This window comes from Spiroplasma endosymbiont of Glossina fuscipes fuscipes (assembly GCF_049669535.1).
Taxonomy (GTDB): Bacteria; Bacillota_I; Bacilli_A; order Mycoplasmatales; family Mycoplasmataceae; genus Spiroplasma.
On the sequence record NZ_CP187162.1, the window covers coordinates 1,041,194 to 1,057,723 of the forward strand.

21 protein-coding genes are annotated in these 16,530 nt (G+C 24.1%); 6 read left to right on the top strand and 15 right to left on the bottom strand.

All coding sequences use genetic code 4. From position 1 onward, the window contains the following. Positions 1-17: 17 nt before the first annotated feature. Genes ACOBWH_RS06160 through ACOBWH_RS06170 form a run of 3 tightly spaced genes read right to left on the bottom strand, consistent with a single transcriptional unit; the run spans position 18 to position 1,732 of the window. A complete protein-coding gene (locus ACOBWH_RS06160; RefSeq protein ID WP_424526109.1) occupies positions 18-749 on the bottom strand; it encodes a hypothetical protein in 732 nt (243 codons plus the stop codon). Beyond that, positions 692-1,348: a hypothetical protein gene (locus ACOBWH_RS06165; protein WP_424526111.1), complete on the bottom strand. Its 657-nt coding sequence runs from the start codon at positions 1,346-1,348 to the stop codon at positions 692-694. The genes ACOBWH_RS06160 and ACOBWH_RS06165 overlap by 58 nt, the downstream gene beginning before the upstream one ends. 45 nt (positions 1,349-1,393) lie before the next feature. Then, positions 1,394-1,732: a hypothetical protein gene (locus ACOBWH_RS06170; RefSeq protein WP_424526113.1), complete on the bottom strand. Its 339-nt coding sequence runs from the start codon at positions 1,730-1,732 to the stop codon at positions 1,394-1,396. 143 nt (positions 1,733-1,875) lie between these two features. Here ACOBWH_RS06170 and ACOBWH_RS06175 point away from each other — a divergent pair, with 143 nt between their 5' ends. From ACOBWH_RS06175 to ACOBWH_RS06190, 4 genes are all read left to right on the top strand, one after another. Next, positions 1,876-2,127: a hypothetical protein gene (locus tag ACOBWH_RS06175; protein ID WP_424526115.1), complete on the top strand. Its 252-nt coding sequence runs from the start codon at positions 1,876-1,878 to the stop codon at positions 2,125-2,127. Positions 2,128-2,171: 44 nt separating this feature from the next. After that, complete coding sequence (locus ACOBWH_RS06180; protein WP_424526117.1) at positions 2,172-2,645, top strand: hypothetical protein; 474 nt, start codon at positions 2,172-2,174, stop codon at positions 2,643-2,645. A 146-nt stretch (positions 2,646-2,791) separates the two neighbouring features. After that, on the top strand, positions 2,792-3,013 hold the full coding sequence (locus ACOBWH_RS06185; protein ID WP_424526119.1) for a lipoprotein: 222 nt from the start codon (positions 2,792-2,794) through the stop codon (positions 3,011-3,013). Beyond that, on the top strand, positions 2,956-3,294 hold the full coding sequence (locus ACOBWH_RS06190; protein ID WP_424526121.1) for a hypothetical protein: 339 nt from the start codon (positions 2,956-2,958) through the stop codon (positions 3,292-3,294). The genes ACOBWH_RS06185 and ACOBWH_RS06190 overlap by 58 nt, the downstream gene beginning before the upstream one ends. A gap of 18 nt (positions 3,295-3,312) precedes the next feature. On the opposite strand, the gene ACOBWH_RS06195 is transcribed toward ACOBWH_RS06190, so the two are convergent. Further along, a complete protein-coding gene (locus tag ACOBWH_RS06195) occupies positions 3,313-6,216 on the bottom strand; it encodes a hypothetical protein (protein WP_424526123.1) in 2,904 nt (967 codons plus the stop codon). Further along, positions 6,216-7,631: a hypothetical protein gene (locus ACOBWH_RS06200; protein WP_424526125.1), complete on the bottom strand. Its 1,416-nt coding sequence runs from the start codon at positions 7,629-7,631 to the stop codon at positions 6,216-6,218. Before ACOBWH_RS06200 ends, ACOBWH_RS06195 begins: the two co-directional genes overlap by 1 nt. Positions 7,632-7,690: 59 nt before the next feature. Here ACOBWH_RS06200 and ACOBWH_RS06205 point away from each other — a divergent pair, with 59 nt between their 5' ends. Continuing rightward, positions 7,691-8,581 (top strand): hypothetical protein, encoded by an 891-nt coding sequence (locus tag ACOBWH_RS06205; RefSeq protein ID WP_424526127.1) that lies wholly within the window; start codon positions 7,691-7,693, stop codon positions 8,579-8,581. Positions 8,582-8,603: 22 nt separating this feature from the next. On the opposite strand, the gene ACOBWH_RS06210 is transcribed toward ACOBWH_RS06205, so the two are convergent. The 7 genes from ACOBWH_RS06210 to ACOBWH_RS06240 all read right to left on the bottom strand — a co-directional run bounded on the left by ACOBWH_RS06210 (position 8,604) and on the right by ACOBWH_RS06240 (position 13,858). Further along, positions 8,604-10,526 (bottom strand): hypothetical protein, encoded by a 1,923-nt coding sequence (locus tag ACOBWH_RS06210; RefSeq protein ID WP_424526129.1) that lies wholly within the window; start codon positions 10,524-10,526, stop codon positions 8,604-8,606. A 3-nt stretch (positions 10,527-10,529) separates the two neighbouring features. Continuing rightward, entirely contained in the window at positions 10,530-11,000 is a 471-nt protein-coding gene (locus tag ACOBWH_RS06215; RefSeq protein WP_424526131.1) for a hypothetical protein, read from the bottom strand. A gap of 66 nt (positions 11,001-11,066) precedes the next feature. After that, on the bottom strand, positions 11,067-11,366 hold the full coding sequence (locus tag ACOBWH_RS06220; protein ID WP_424525748.1) for a hypothetical protein: 300 nt from the start codon (positions 11,364-11,366) through the stop codon (positions 11,067-11,069). Further along, positions 11,347-11,973: a hypothetical protein gene (locus ACOBWH_RS06225; protein ID WP_424526133.1), complete on the bottom strand. Its 627-nt coding sequence runs from the start codon at positions 11,971-11,973 to the stop codon at positions 11,347-11,349. Before ACOBWH_RS06225 ends, ACOBWH_RS06220 begins: the two co-directional genes overlap by 20 nt. Positions 11,974-11,978: 5 nt before the next feature. Continuing rightward, the gene (locus tag ACOBWH_RS06230; RefSeq protein ID WP_424526135.1) at positions 11,979-12,683 is read right to left on the bottom strand and encodes a hypothetical protein; all 705 of its coding nucleotides are present in this window, start codon (positions 12,681-12,683) and stop codon (positions 11,979-11,981) included. Then, positions 12,631-13,497 (bottom strand): phage terminase large subunit, encoded by an 867-nt coding sequence (locus tag ACOBWH_RS06235; protein ID WP_424526137.1) that lies wholly within the window; start codon positions 13,495-13,497, stop codon positions 12,631-12,633. The genes ACOBWH_RS06230 and ACOBWH_RS06235 overlap by 53 nt, the downstream gene beginning before the upstream one ends. Before the next feature lie 46 nt (positions 13,498-13,543). Further along, on the bottom strand, positions 13,544-13,858 hold the full coding sequence (locus ACOBWH_RS06240; RefSeq protein WP_424526139.1) for a hypothetical protein: 315 nt from the start codon (positions 13,856-13,858) through the stop codon (positions 13,544-13,546). A 224-nt stretch (positions 13,859-14,082) separates the two neighbouring features. On the opposite strand from ACOBWH_RS06240, the gene ACOBWH_RS06245 reads away from it, so the two are divergent. Next, positions 14,083-15,075, top strand: coding sequence for an IS30 family transposase (locus tag ACOBWH_RS06245; RefSeq protein ID WP_424526141.1), 993 nt, complete (start codon positions 14,083-14,085; stop codon positions 15,073-15,075). A 162-nt stretch (positions 15,076-15,237) separates the two neighbouring features. Here ACOBWH_RS06245 and ACOBWH_RS06250 read toward each other — a convergent pair whose 3' ends face one another. From ACOBWH_RS06250 to ACOBWH_RS06260, 3 genes are all read right to left on the bottom strand, one after another. Further along, on the bottom strand, positions 15,238-15,552 hold the full coding sequence (locus tag ACOBWH_RS06250) for an IS3 family transposase (RefSeq protein WP_424526143.1): 315 nt from the start codon (positions 15,550-15,552) through the stop codon (positions 15,238-15,240). A 41-nt stretch (positions 15,553-15,593) separates the two neighbouring features. Further along, positions 15,594-15,869, bottom strand: coding sequence for a transposase (locus ACOBWH_RS06255; RefSeq protein WP_424526145.1), 276 nt, complete (start codon positions 15,867-15,869; stop codon positions 15,594-15,596). Positions 15,870-15,993: 124 nt separating this feature from the next. Next, positions 15,994-16,200 carry a hypothetical protein gene (locus tag ACOBWH_RS06260; protein WP_424526147.1) on the bottom strand — a complete coding sequence of 69 codons (207 nt, stop codon included), beginning with the start codon at positions 16,198-16,200 and terminating at the stop codon, positions 15,994-15,996. Positions 16,201-16,530 lie beyond the last annotated feature (330 nt).

Genomic DNA, 16,530 nt, shown 5'->3' on the forward strand with positions numbered 1-16,530 from the left:
TTCCTAATAATTTTAGCTTATTTTTTACAGTCTACATAAATATGGTCCAAGTTATTGTAACCTATCCATATTATATTTTGAATTATATCTTTACCAAAATTTCCAAATGATATATTTCCATATTCAGTATTTATTCTTACGATTAAATTATTATCTAGTGTTGGAATATATCTTGTTCATTCAATAGCACCATTATAATTTATGGGTGTTTCAATAGCTGTAGTTAAAGTAATATTCTGTTGATACTTATAAATTGCTCATAATTTATATTGATATTTTGTTTTATTAAAATCTTTAATAAAATATTGTGACCCATCTGGAATAAAATCACTAATATCAACTACTTCTCAATCATTACCACCGCTAATTGAAATATCACCATTACCTAATAATGAATTACCATTAATAGTTTTAATATTTGTACCGCTTACTAATTTATCTTGTTTAGTATTAATATCTTGTGATGTTTTTACAATATATTTATTATTAACTTTATCAATATAATCTTTATTTAAATCACTATCTTTAATAACATCTGATGGAATTTGACCACCTTGTTTTGTTTTTCAAACACCATTTTCATTATAAATTGTATAATTATCAAATGGAACTGATAATTCATTATTAGAATTATATATCACTGATTTATTATCAATTTTAATATTTTTAAAATAATTATCAATATATTTTGCTAATAATTCTTGTGATATTTCAATTTGTCATATACCACTTTTTCAGTATCTACTCAAGGAATAATAGATAAAGTATTAGATCTAAATATACTATTTTTTCATACATATTTAGCATCAGCTTCACTTAACATAATTGGTCTATCTTTATGATTAGTATCAGGGCGACCAAATCAAGTATAATATTCATTTTTAAAACCATAATTATCAGAATTTATTTTAGTTATAGTTTGTGATTTATAAAACTTTGCTTTTTCTAATAAACTTATAACATCAGGGGAGAATTCAATTTTCATATTACTAGGATATGTATAACTTGCGACACCATCACTACTATTTTCACCACCACTAGAATATTCAATCCCAGTTCTTATTAAATATTGAGTTTGTAAACAACAAGCAATTTTTACATAATTAATGCGTTTTTTATCAATTTCACTATTTGGATCAAGTAAAAGAAACTCCGTTTCTAAACGATAACCACAAATACTATCTAATTGTAAACTTGCTCTTGTAATTCCCTCAATTAAATAATTTGAAATATTATCATCATAAAGTTTTTCCCCATATTGTGCTACTAATTTATCAAAACCCTCTCAATTTTTAAACTCTTCTAATGTTATTAATTTAAAACTTTCTAATTTTGTTATATCTGCCATAATTTCACCTCTTTGCATCACCATTATAAACAAAAAAAGTCTTTTTTAGACTTTAATTGTTTTATTAGATAACTTAATATCTTTTTTAGAAATTGATTTTTTGGCTCTTTGTACTTTAACAATTTGATTAAACTCATCTTCACTAATAGGTTTATTTGTTTCTAATGTTTGTGCTCATTCTGTATTACCAAGACCCAAAATATTAGCAGTTTGAATTAAACCTAAATGAATAGCATCTAATGTTTCTTGTCCTACTACTTTATTTGTAGATAATTTAAGTTTATTTTTCATTACTTTTTTAATTAAAAGTTCTAATCCTTTATAACCTAAAATACCACCAAAAGCAATTCCAACGCCAATACCAATTAAAATTTCATAACTCATATTTTATCTTCCTTTCTTAATTTTACGACACCATCTTAACATCACCATAAAATTTGTCCACCACTTATTTAAAAAACGATATAAAACAAAATAAAAAAGTATATAATACTACTATACTTTAAATTTAGAATTGAGGTTATCTTGTGAATGAATATTGATTATATTTAGATGATAGTGGTAAATTTACAAATATTAATGATAAACATGTTATATATGGTGGCTTACTTTTTAATAGCAAAGAAAAGCATGATTATTTTATAAAGTGTTTTCAGGAAAAAAGAAAACTAATAACAAAAAAGAATGAATTAAAAGGCAATGATATAGTAAAGTTATATGAAAAACATAAAAAAATATTCAAAAAAGAGGAAATATTGAACATTATTTATCGCAATTAAGACATACTGATGCAATATTTTGTGTATTTACATGTACAAAAGAATTGTATGAATCTGCAAAAGATGAAGAACATTCTAAATTAAAGCGAAATCAAATGATATCTGCACTTTTACAATTCTTAGTAAAAAAGGAAAAAATTAAGAGTAATTCTTATATTAATATTTATCTTGATGAATTAGAGAATGAAGAAAAATGAAACAAAGATGAAACAAAATTAAAAGAATATTTAAATTGAAATTATTCTGTTAATCGTATGATTGGATTTTTGCGAAAACAAAATATATGAATTAAGGAATTAAAACATTTAAACTCTATAAAAGATTGCATACAAGGTGCTGATATAATAGCAAACTTTTCAAATAAATATTTAAATTCATATAATGAAATATATAAATTTTTAGATTTATTAAAAAATCATGAAATTAAAATTTTAAATTGTAAATTTCCAAAAATAGTTTATAATAATTGTATAAGCAATTATAAATGTAATTGCTGTCGGCCAGAGTCTAGTCGATAAATACTTCTAGAAACAAAGTTGCTGGTGTGTTCTTAGAGAGCAGGCAAGCTGCCCGACAAAAAAGAGATTATTAAATCTCTTTTTTTATTTAACTAAATTAAAATAATATGGTATGATGGTGACAATAAGGGGAGGAAAATTCTACAATGAAAAAATTATTAAGTATTATTGGTGCAATTAGTTTAGTAGGTACAAGTACAACAAGTTTAGTTGCTTGTAATAAACCACAATATAGCGAAGATGAATTAAAAAAACTAAAAGAAGAAAACAAAATAAATACTGCTAACCAAGAAATTAAAGATAATTTAGAATGAATGGCACCACAAAAAAACCATTTAATACAGTTGATAATAAATATTATTATGTAGTATGGCGTGGTGATAAAAATAATAATTGAAGAATTGTTAAATTTATTAATAATGATGCGGAAATAGAAAGATTTAAACCAAAAAAATTGGATGAAAAAAACAATATTATTCTTTATTTGGCTAAATTTGATGATATTACGCTATCTGTTGATGGAAGTACAATTAATGTTTGAAATAAGAATAATGATTATTTTAAATCAGTTTATCGTTGAAATTTAGATACTAATGAACCTGATTTAATTGTTGATAATGATGGTACTGTAAAAGTTAAAGGCGAATAAAAAAATAGGATTTTACTCCTATTTTTTTATTAATTTAATATATGCTAGTGGATCAATTTTAACTTTAAATTCACCATACATACTTTCCGCTATAACTGGTCTTTTACCACTTATTACAGCCAATTCATATAAAACTCTCATTTTTAATTTAACATCCTCATTATAAAAAACAATTTGAGTTCTAAAATAATAACCTGCTTGACTATCTTGTCAAGGATAATCTCTTTCTCTTAAATATTCAAAAACAATAAATCCAGAATTATTAATATCTTTAATTTTAATTTCACGGTTTAATCCCAACGGTTCATTGACATACTCGTGCGGTGAGTCCCCCACAGTTGATTTTCCTCATATTCTTACTTTTGCAGAGTTTGTACTAATTGTAAAACTATTATAATTATCTTGTACTTGCTTTCAATCAGTAGATCCAAATGTTCCAAAATCAAATAATAAAATATTTGATTGTGAATATGTTTTTTCGTCAGGTTTGTTTGATACACCATTATATATACTTTTAGCATTTAATTCAGTATTTGCTTTACTTAAATTAATTTGTACTGGATAAAAATTAATGCTTGGTGGCGGGTCAGGTAATTTAACAGGTCAATCGTGTACAATATCATCATCGATGTATTGGTCTAAATAACTAAGTGAATAAAGAGTTAATCAATCTCGTACTGAATTATTATATAAACTTGTAGTTTGTAAACTAACAAAATAACTCATAATTGAATATGGGTCATATATATCAATATCATCAGAAAACATATAAATACGACAGGCAGTTTTACCTAAATTATAAAAACCAACTGCATCAATTATATATCTACCACTGCCAACAATATCAGTTAATAAATTTTCACTTTCCATTGTTGGTAAAGATACTGTTTCTTCATTAATTAAATAAATACTATCTTCATTATTAAATGATTGAGGTATCATAACACTACTAATTCTATAATTTTTACCATCTTCTGTTTTTGATTTTTTGCCTCATCTTGATACTGTTATTTTATCAGTTAAAGTAAATGCTCAACTTGTGTTACTTGCACTAGCACCAATAATATCATTTACCTCATCTTGGGTATTATATCTAAATGCATCTAAGGGGATATTACCTTGATTTTTTGCTTGGGGACGCGTACTATCTTCAACAATAGGTCAATAACTTTCATCATAAAATGTATAATTTGCTTTACCAATAAATAAGGGAATTCCTGTTTTAATATTTGGATATAAATTATTAGTATTATTATCAATAGTTTTTCAATAAATCGGAATACCTAAACTTATTGCATTTAAAAATTTACCAACAATAGGTATATCACGCTGAGTTCATGCAATACTTTCAGTAATATCTATTGGCAAACTAATAATATGATTAACCATAATACTAAATAAATTTAACATATCTTTTAATTGCCCACGATTTTTACTTGGGTTAATTGTATTATATCCAATATCAACATTATATTTAAAATAACCATTTGCTCGTACATCAAAATCTTTAATAACTTTATTACCTTTATAATTTAAAGCAACATCTTTAACTGTTAAATTATTGGGGTTAGTTGCTTGTGTTAATTTTCTATCTGTATTCAAATAACCCTCATAATTCTTTTTAATTTCTTGGTTAGATTGTGCTTGTTTTCTTTTTAATCAATTATCATATTGACCATTAATAGCAGGAATTCCATTTGTTAATAAATAAGTAGTTAATGGTTTAGATGATTTTGTTAAACTATCTGCTACTGGCATTTTTAAATTATCAATAAATAATCTACGCTGTGGATATACTTTTTCATTTCATTTCCCTAAATTTTCAATCGGGCGACCAAAAATAACTGGTGCAGTAAAACCATTATTACCTAATAAAGTTAATTGAATACTTTTAATACCATTATCACCAGTAAATTTCTCGTTAATTTCATAATCTTTTGGAATACCTAAATCATCTCATATTATTTTAGGAATTACATAGCCTTCACCTGGTGCTGAAAATTGTACGAATTGCTGAATAGTTTGCCCAGTAGTATTAATATAATCTTTAACATAACTAAAAGTAATATTTCAATATACTAATTCATTTAGGTCATTATATTTTGGTTGAGCATTTGATATAAACATTAATAAATTATCATCAACATCTTCTTTATCAGATTGTAAAGGAACTAAATAAAATCTTAAAAAATCTTCTCTTTGAAAATTATAAGTAGTTTCAACCGTAATTGTACGATCAAGATATCAAGCATTATATTCGCCAAAATATTCTTCACCACCTAATTTAGAAAACTCAACAGTATCATTAATATTAACAATATGACATTTATAAGCATCACCTTTAAATTTTCTTTTAATAGCAAAATTATCTAATGCTTTATTAATTTTTTGTAAATTTATAACATAAACATTATAATTTAAATATTCATCTGAATTAATTCAATTTCAAACATCATTAACACTAAAAGATTGATTAATTTCTGAATTAGTAAATATTTGATCTTTTTCATTTCATAAATAATTTAATTCACCATTATTAAAATAACTTATTTTATCTGTTAAACTTTTTTTAAAATCATCAATAGAATAAGTAAATCAATATTTTTCTTTTTGTAAAAAATCATAATTTCAAATATCAGGGATATGTCTAGATCTAATTTTAATTGCATTTTTTCATTGTGCTATAATTCCCTCTTTACCTGTAAATATTTGTGACATTTGTGTAAAGTTTTGTGGTACTCCATTATTAGGTTGAAAACCTTTATCAGTAATATTTACTAAACCAGTTTTAATAATAAATGGGAAAAAGAAATAATTACTTTTAATATCAATATCTAATTTAGTTAAATCAGATCGAACACTATTATCCATTATTCTTTCATTTAAGTTTTTAAAAATACTATTAATATTAGGTACTTGCATTATTGTATATCTCCTTTAATATCTTCTTCTCTTGTTTGATTATCATCATCAATATAACTCATTTCTTGCTCTAATTGTTCTTTTTGCTCTGTTTTAATTTCTTCATACATCATTCTTGCTTTTTTAGTTGTCACCTTATCTTGCTTATGAATTGCCTCAATATGAGTAATAGTTCCATTATTTAATCGTTTATCAATAACATCAGCTTGTGTAATATCATCAACAATATCAATATCTATAAATTCTATTGTATAAGGTCTAACATTATCATTATTTGGATTATCATCATTTAAGTTATCTCATTTTTTATAATCTCTAAATATATAATCAAATAATCGATATAATTTTGGTAATCTTAATGTTCTTTTATTTTTTGTAGTTTGAATATCATTTTTACCATTCATTAAAGATTGAGTTTTATTAGTATAAGTTTCACCAGTAAAATTATCATAATCATATCCTGCACCATTAAATATCATTTTCATAGAATAATCACTATCAATAGTTATTTCAGTATAATTTTGTTGAGCATGAATTAAACCCATTCCACTATTACCAGTTAAATTAGCATAACCTTGTACTGTACTAGTAATAATAGCATCAGCACTTACTAATTCTTCTGAACCTTTACCGTTATCAACAAGTGAATGAGTAGTATCTTTTTGTCCTATAAAATGAGTACGGTTAATAATTCTTTCAATTCTTTTATAATAAATATTATCTTGAACATCTTTAATTAAATTAAATACTGGTAAGCAATCAGGAACACAATCAACAGTAGTTTTAGTACCATGCACTAATTTAGGCAAATTAATAAATTCAACAATAGGTAATATATCAATCCCAGTATCATATTCCATTGTAGAAACTGGTTTTAATTTACTTTCTAATTCACCATAAGTTTGTCATACCCCAATTTCTAAATCTTTTGCTGTATAGTAAGTTATTTTTGCTTTTCTAGGATAAAATTGTACTCTTTGATATCACATATAATCAGATTGTGCAGGTAATATTCACATTTCCGCATATTGTTCTATTTCGGAATATTTAGCAATACGAACATTTGAACCAATCGGGGCAACATCAATCGTTAAATCATCAGTTTCTGTTTTTAATAAATACATTACACTACGCCCGTATAAACTATTTGCTAATTCATTTTGATATAATTTTGAATAAACATAGTTTTTCTCATATCATTCTTCTATTCAATCTTGCGTATCATCATTATCACAATTAAACATTAAGCCTTGCCCAATAGTTAACGGAGCCGCTTTTCTATTAGCAATAATTCAAGGAATATCAATATAATATTTTTGTTCTTGCAATATTTTATATTTTCCTGTTTCTAAATAACTTAAATATTCAGGCTTATTAATTAATTCATTAAAATTTATTTCTTGTTTATCTTGCATTTTTACACCTCTTTTTGTCATCACCCATTATATAATCACCATAAGGAGAGTGTCAAAAAATGTGAAAATTATTAACATTAATTACTAGTATTTTAGAAAACCCCAAAATAGCATTAAGAATTATAAAATTATTAGAAAAATATGGTAATTCTAAAATAAAAGCAATTTTACAAAGTATTCAAGATATTGAACATCAATTAGCACAAATTCAATATTATTTAAATCCAAATGTTTTAAATGATCTTTTAAAAAAAATACCTCGTAGTTTAGAAATACAATTATTTAAAGATATTAGTTTTTTAGATAAAAATAAATATAAAGAAATTGTAAAATCATTAACTCCAACAGAAAGTAATTGAACTATCTTATCTAGTAGTTGATGTAAAAAAGGATTTTTTCAAATAACTAATAAACAAAAATTAATAGGTAATTTAACTATTTTAATTCAAAGTGATAATGATAAACAAAGAAGATGATATGGACCATATACTTACCCAAAAGTACATATCCAAGTATGACAAGCAATGAAATCAGCAACTGGTAAAAATAGAACTGGGGCAGGATCAGTATTATGAAATATGTGATTACATATATGATTACGCAGTGAATTAAGAGAATATGTAAATTGACAAATAAATACTAAACAAAATAAAGCAAGTGGAGATGTTAAATTAAGAGCTAGTCGTATTAATAAAAACCTATTAGAATTAAATAAAGAAATTAATAAATATAGTACTAATTTTTATAATTTAAAAGATAGTAAATTAAATAAAAATAAACAATATATCGATAATAAAAATTGATTAAATCAACAAAGAGAATATGCTACTAATTTAAAAACAGGATATAAAAATTTACATACTAAAATAATATCAAAACCAAAAACAATTAATCTTTATAAAGAACTTAAAAAAGGAATTAATATAATTAAACATCAAAATAAAAAATAGGTTAATTCCTATTTTTTATATACTATGAATTTTTAATTACTACATCAATCGGATTTGTTTGACCAGTAGCGTTGTTTTTACCTTCAATTTGAACTGCAACTGTTTTATCATTTGTAATATTAATTGGTCAGTCTTCACTTTTACTTTCAATAAAGTAATCAAAATCACTTTCAATTAAAGAACTATTTACTGCTTTTACTGCTTTTAAAACAACATCTTTAAATTGTGGTTTTAACTGTTCAGCTGTTGCTTTTGTTGGGACTGCAATATGAATAGTAGGTTTATCTAATTTATTAATTCCACTAATATTTATTTTAGAATTACCTTTAATTAATATTTTTTTATCATTAATATTTTGATTATCAATAATACCTGCATTAATATGTAAATAAATATTACCACTTACAATTTCATTAACTGGTAAATAAATACCTGCTGAATTTGTTTGAATTGGATAATCATTTTTGCCATCACTTAATATCATAATAGAACGCATAAATGCTAAAATTCGTTTTTTCTGTGGTGTAGTTAAATTATTATCTAAAATTTTATCAAATAATTTTTTAATTTCTGCTGTGTCAGGAGTTGTTGGAGTAATTCCAAAAAACTCATTATATTTTTTAGATACATCCATATTTAATGCTGTTTGATCTACATCTAAATTATTAATATTAGTAATAGTATTTTGAATTGCAGTTTTAAATGTAGGATTATAAAAATCTTTATAATTTGGATCATAATCTAATAATTGATAAGTTAATTCATTTTCTCATTCACCAGTAAATTCATTATATTTTTGTCATGAATCACCAGTTGGATCTGTATTATCTCACATACGAGCAATAGCATCCATTTGTTCTTGTTCTGTAAATATTTCTTTAACAATTAAGAAACCTAATTCAGGTCTTGTTAAAGCAGGTAATGAAAATAATACACGACTAGTAAATGCAGGTTCTTGTGTATCATTATCAACATAACTAATATTTTCAGTAAAAATAGTAATTATTGCGACATTATCTCTATGAATAACTAATGCTTCTATTTTATTATTAATAGATAAATCAAAGCCACGAGTTCTATTCATTCCTTGTAAATTAATTTCTAATTGTCCATCTGATGTTTTACCATGTAAAGGTTTAATATTTTGACCAAGTCATAATGATTTAGAAACCATATAACCTAAAACTTTATCTTGGAATAAAGTACCAGTTACCATTGTATTTGCTGAAATATTTTCACCAATTAATTGAGTATATGCTCGTGTTAAATCTAAATATGAATGTGGTTCTCAAATCATTTCTCAATCACTAGTATTTGTCCCAATTTGAGATGCATTAATTTTTCTTGTTTCATCTATCATACGATGCCCTAATTTATACATTAAATCTAAGGCATCTTGTTGAGTTTTAATTTTAGTTGTATCATAAACAAAAGCATAATCTTTATTAAATTTACTACGAGCAATATAATTATCAATTACACCTTTTAAAAAGTATAATTCTAAATTAAACATCATATTTTCTATAATTGAACCTGTTCATTTTGCTACTAATTCACCTCGTAATGATGGATCAGTATTTTTTAAACGAGATAAATCAAATCGTCTTCATTGTGTTTTTAAACCAATAGTATGATCAATTACTAAACGACCACGCTTAGCATTTTGATTTTGTTTTGGGTTTCCTTTTTCGTGATTTCACTCACTATCTCCATAAAATAATCGTTCTGGAATTGTATAAATTGCTACTGCATAATCAGCACTTTTCATATTAGGACTTGATTGTGCTGTTGCTGTTAAACGATGAAATGTATAATAATCAGGGTTTGATAAAATATCTTTAACTCTCATTTCTTGTGCTGATAATAATAAATGTCCTTCTGTTGTTAGATTTGCTACACCATTACCAATAACAAATCCTTCATGTAATCCTATAATTGATGCCATATTTTATTTTCCTTTCTGATATTCTTTTTGAACTAAATTTTTAATTCTTTCCTTAACAGGAATATCTTTATTTTCATCTAAACTAGTTTTAATTTTTTGTGTTAATTCTTCAATAAACATATTTTCATCTTTAATTTGAATTCCACCATTCATTAGATTTTTCATATCTAATATTGGTTTTTTCTCAACTAAATCTTTAAAATTAGTTTTAATATATTCCATATCTTTACCACTATTTAATAATTCTTCAACTATTTTACGATTTTCTTGTGGTACTTGTGATAACTCATATTCTCTTATTTTTGACTGATAACTATTAATTTTTTCTTCATATTGTTTTTCTGTTTCAGTTTTAATACGAGTTTCTGCATTTGGTAAAACACTAGATAATACTTGCTTTTCTTTTTGTTCTAATAAAGCATTAATTTCATCTTGTGTCATATTTTCTTTATAATCATATTTAAAGTTTGTCATACTTTAATCCCTCCATTATTTTTTATAGAAAATTTCAAAAACTATCGTCACCATCTTACCATCATTTTAATTTTTGTAAACTTGTGGGTATTTTTTCTTAATTTCAGTTCTAGCTTCTTCAATTCCTTCTTTAAAACCTTTTTCATATTGATCTAAATATTCTTTTTTATTATTTACACCATAATCATAAGTTTCTTTCATTAATTCTTGAAATATTTTAGTATGTTCTTCACAAGCAGGAACACCAATACCATTTCAATTTTTACTTACTTTTTTAAAACACTCTTTACCATCAATTATCATCCAACAAATATTTTTATCCATTCGCATTTTTTCAATATTTCTTTTAATTTGTTTTTTTGCCATATTTTTTATTTTCCTCTCGTAATATTTTTAAAGCTTGTTTTTGAACTATTAATTCTTTTTGTTTTTCTATTTTTAATTTTTTATTTTCAGCATGTTTAGCAATATTAATTGATTTTTCATTTTCTCTTGCTTTAAAATATGCTTTCATTTTTAAAATAAATCAAATAAAAATAGTAAGAATAATAACTGGAATAATTTTAGTTGCAATATTAGTTAATAATCTTATCTTTGCATTTGGAATAATTTTAGGTGCTTTTTGATAAATAAAACTAGCACTAGACGGAATAATTAACATTAATAATGCATTTCCATAATTATTTTTTCAATCAACATTTTCTAAACCACATTTTAAAAATTGTAAATAATTAGGTAATTCTATTACTTGCGGTAAAATAGATCACAAAGCAACAATTATACTTAATAAAACTGCACTTGTTCCAGTAATTCCTTTATCAGTATCATAAGCTATAATTCCACTTTCACTTAAAAATTGCTTATCATATCTTTCACGATCTTTTTTATAATCTTTTGCACCTCTTGTAAAAAATAATAAAGAATAGTATCATTTTCATTCAGGTTTAGATAATAAAGTATTTTCATTATTCATATTTATTAACCTCGCTTTCCGAATTGTTTACTTAATAAAAATGGATTATCTAATGTTTTTATAAAATATTCCATAATATCCATAACAGCATAAGTCATAGCATCAAAACCATCATCAAATAATTTATTATCTTCTAATTTATAAGTAGACTTATTTGCAGGTGGTTTTCTTCATTCCATTTTTAACATATCCTTAAATAACTCTGGTGTTAATCGTTGACTAATTTGTAAATAATTCTTATTTAGCAGGATGATTATAGCATCAATTCTATCAGTTCGATATCAAACATCTTTTACTACTGGTTTAAATCTTAATCAATTAGCATCAGGAAAATATTGTCGCCTAATATTATTTAAGGTATCAATACTTACTAAACCACCATTACCATAGTCAACATTTACATCTAAACCATCTTGTAAATAATCTCATTGTGTAGCACATGTTATATAAAAATGTACTATTTCAAATAAAATCTTAGTTGTATCTTTATGTATCATTTCAGCATTACTATGTTTATATTCCATTAATGGTGATATTTTTTGATAATTTCTATCTAACCCCATTAAAATTGCATGAGTAGCATGTCCTAATGGACTATCTGTATATCCTAAATCTAATCCTGCTTTAAAATTAACTGGTTCAAAATCATATAATTTACTAAATAAATAAATAGCAAAAATAGAGCCATCTAATGCTCCTCGGCATTCCAATTCCTCAGACCTCATATTTTTTAGGTCATTCTGCTTTTAATTCATATAATTTCATTAATTCATCATAATTTAAATTATCTTTATTAATTAAATAATTAGTATAATGATTAATTACTTTTTTATCATATGCTTTTTGACCTGTTTTAGGGTCTAATACTGGAATTACTAATTTAGATATTTGTTCACCTTTACTTTCTAATTCTTTACGATTAAAAGGCATTAATTTATTTAAATAATCGATATGATCTTGATAAATACTATCAGGGTTAGTACTTGTAATTAATATTAATTTTTTATAATCACGAACTGCTTGCATAATTGCTTCTTTTTCTGATTTACTAAATTCATTAGCTTCTTCAAGTCAAATAATACATAAATCAGCACCATTTGCTCTAGCTGTTCCTTTACCTAATACTTGCGATGAATTACTTTTTCTTGCTCCTTGTAATTTAATAAAACTACCATTAGGAAATGTTCAAGTAGGTTTATTAAAACGAGCATTATATTGATAATGACCACCTTTTCATTTTTTAGTAGGGTTAAGGATTAAACCAACTTTATCTAATGCATCTTGAATATCTTGTTGCATTTCAGCAGTATCAGCACTATTTAATCTAAAACCATATATTGCTATTTTTTTATCTTTATTTGCTAATACAACACAACTTAATAATGCTATTAATTCATCAATAGAATATGTTTTACCAGCTTTACGACTACCTGCTAAATTAATCTCATCAGCAATATATTCAGTATTATTTAATAAACTAATTACTATATCATTAAGATAACTATATTCATACAACATTGCCATTATATCTTTCTCCCATCTGTTATGTTAATTACTGGTGGAGTATAATTTATTTCAGTTTCATTTTCACGACCATAATACTGAGCATATACGGATACCCCCCCCCCTTAGTTTCGTTTAAGAGATGTAATTTTATATTATTTTCTAGTATTCTTATTTTCATTTTAAGTTCATTAAATGCTAATAAATTAGTGTCTTTTAAGGTATTATATTCATCTTCTTCTAATTTTAAATAGATTAATAATGTTTCTTTTGTTGCTAATTTATAATTATTTTCCTCACAATAGTCATCAAATTTACTTATTTTTACATCAATATTACGCTTTTTTGCATCTTTTCATCAATTAATTCCCACTTTTGCCATCTTTTTTACCTCTTTTTGTCATCACCATTCTACAAAAAAATAAAAAAAGTAAAATAAAAAAAGACTTTTACAAGTCTCTATTTTTAGTAATTTTTAAACAAGAGATTAAGGGCTAGAAAATCCTACTTGTATTAAATTACATCACCATCCTAACATTTTTTAATAAATTGTCAACAAGATTTAATTTTTATTGTATAACTTTTTTTAAGAAAGGGTTAGATTTTATGAAAAAAGAAAAGAAAAAATATAAACATACAGGTCTTGATCAAAGATATAATTTAAAAGAACATTTGCTAGCAGAAACATTTAAGAAAAAGAATGGTACACCTAATTTATCAAAAATAGCAAAAGTATTGGATAAAAGTCCTAACACAATCAGATTAGAAGTTAATAGACTTAAAGAAGAATACGATCCTGAAAAAGCAAATGATGATTATAAAAAGAAAAGAAAAAAATCAATAAAATATACAACAATTTCAAAAAAAGTTGTAAATCATGTAATAAAAATTTTAAGTAAAAAAATCTATTCACCAATGTTAATTATTAATGAATATGAAAAAAAATATAATGAAAAAAATCCATTTTCACATATGACACTTTACAAATATATTGATCATGGTGTTTTTGATGATGAAAATACTGAAATTAAGAAAAAATTACCATTTAAAGGTAAAAAATTTAAAACAAAAAAGAGAAAAGATGATCGTGGTCAATTAACTAATATTAGATTTATTGAAGAAGCAGAACATAAAAAAGGTACTTTTGGTTGATTTCAAATGGATTGTATTGTTGGAAAAGAACATCAATCTGCTTGTTTAACTTTTACCGAAGAAAAGAGTTTATATACTATTTGTTTTAAATTAGATCATCATAATTCAGAAGAAGTTAATAAAGCAATTAAAAGTATTTTTAAAAATAAACTTTATAAAGAAAACATAAAAGGAATTATAACTGATCAAGGTAAAGAATTAAGTAAATGAAAAGAAATTGAAAAGATTACTAATGCAAATGTATATTTTTGTGATGCTGGAACTCCAACACAAAAACCCAAAGTTGAAAGAATGAATAGAGATATTAGAGAATATCTCATTAAGGGAACAGATTTTAATCAAATTACTCAAAAAGAAATTAATAAAATTATGAAAATTATTAATGAAAAACCGCGACCGAGTTTAGGTTGATTATCCTCCAAAGAGGTATTTTTACAAAATATTTAATAATTTAATTATTAATTTTAGACTTTTATTAAAAATCATTTTTCGTGGTGCTGAAATAACTACATAATTTAAAAAAAAATATTTTTTTTGAAAAAATAGTTGCAATTTTTAATAAAAGATATACTATTGGATTAATAAGGGTTAAAAATCCTACTTGCATCTTTACTTTACAATTAACTCACGATTTAGAATATTACTAATTTGATCATTATTTACAGGAGATTTATGATTGCGATATTTTAATTTAGTATATTTTGATACTAAATTATTTATTGCCATAATTCTTCTAATTTTTCGTCGAGATAAAATAATGTTCTTTCTTGCTAAAATAATTTTAATTTTTCTAGCACCATAAACTTTATAGCTTTCTTTAAATGCACTGATAACTTCATTTTCATAAATATTAATTTCAGTTTTAGTGATCTTATTAATTTGATAATAATACTTTGATTTTGCTATCTTTAATATTTGACACATTTTCCTCACTGAATATTTGTCTTTATTGTTAGTAATTAATATTACTTTTTGCCTATTATCAGTGCTGCTTGCTTTAAAATATCATTTTCCATTCGTAATTGTTTGTTTTCTTTTCGCAACTGAATAAGTTCATTTTCTTCAACAGAGCGATTGTCTTTAGCTTTAAAAGAACCAGAATTCTCAAATTTTTTTACTCATTGATAAAGAACTGCCTTTGAAATTTTATATTCGTTAACAATTTCAATATTACTTTTACCATTTTTATATAACATTACGATTTGTTTCTTGAATTCATCGGTGTACTGGTTTTTTGCCATTTTTATATTCCTGCTTTCCTAATAATTTTAGCTTATTTTTTTACAGTCTACATAAATATGGTCCAAGTTATTGTAACCTATCCAAATATATGTTAAATTATTTTTTGGACTATCAAAATCAAATTTAAGTTGTTCCATTATTTTCATCATTTCCAATATAATTATTTTTTGGTTTATCAAAATATAAATGAGTAAGATTATCAATTTCTTCAGGTGTTAATTTTTTCTTTTCAACTTCAATTTCATAACGATCCATAATTGCTAAACCATAATCTCTATAACAATCTGGGTAATTATCAAACATTTCATTTAATAAATCTTTTAAGTTCATATTATTCACATCCTTTTTCACATAATCATTCAATATTTTTATCTTCTAAATCTAAAATCACAACCTTATTTCCATAAAGGTTATAATTTTTGCTATTAATTTCAGCTTCTTTTTTTTGTATAAAATGATAAAGTATCAATGCTATATGCTTGTTTAATTACTAATAAATATCTTTTATTCATAATTTAATTCTCCTAATTCTGTTTACCTAATGCTCAATGTTCATCAGTCATATCTTCAAATGATACTGAATAACTTTTAAGCATTAATTCATTTAATTTATTAATAGTTTTTTTATTTAACTTTTTCATATATACCTCCTGTAATTTT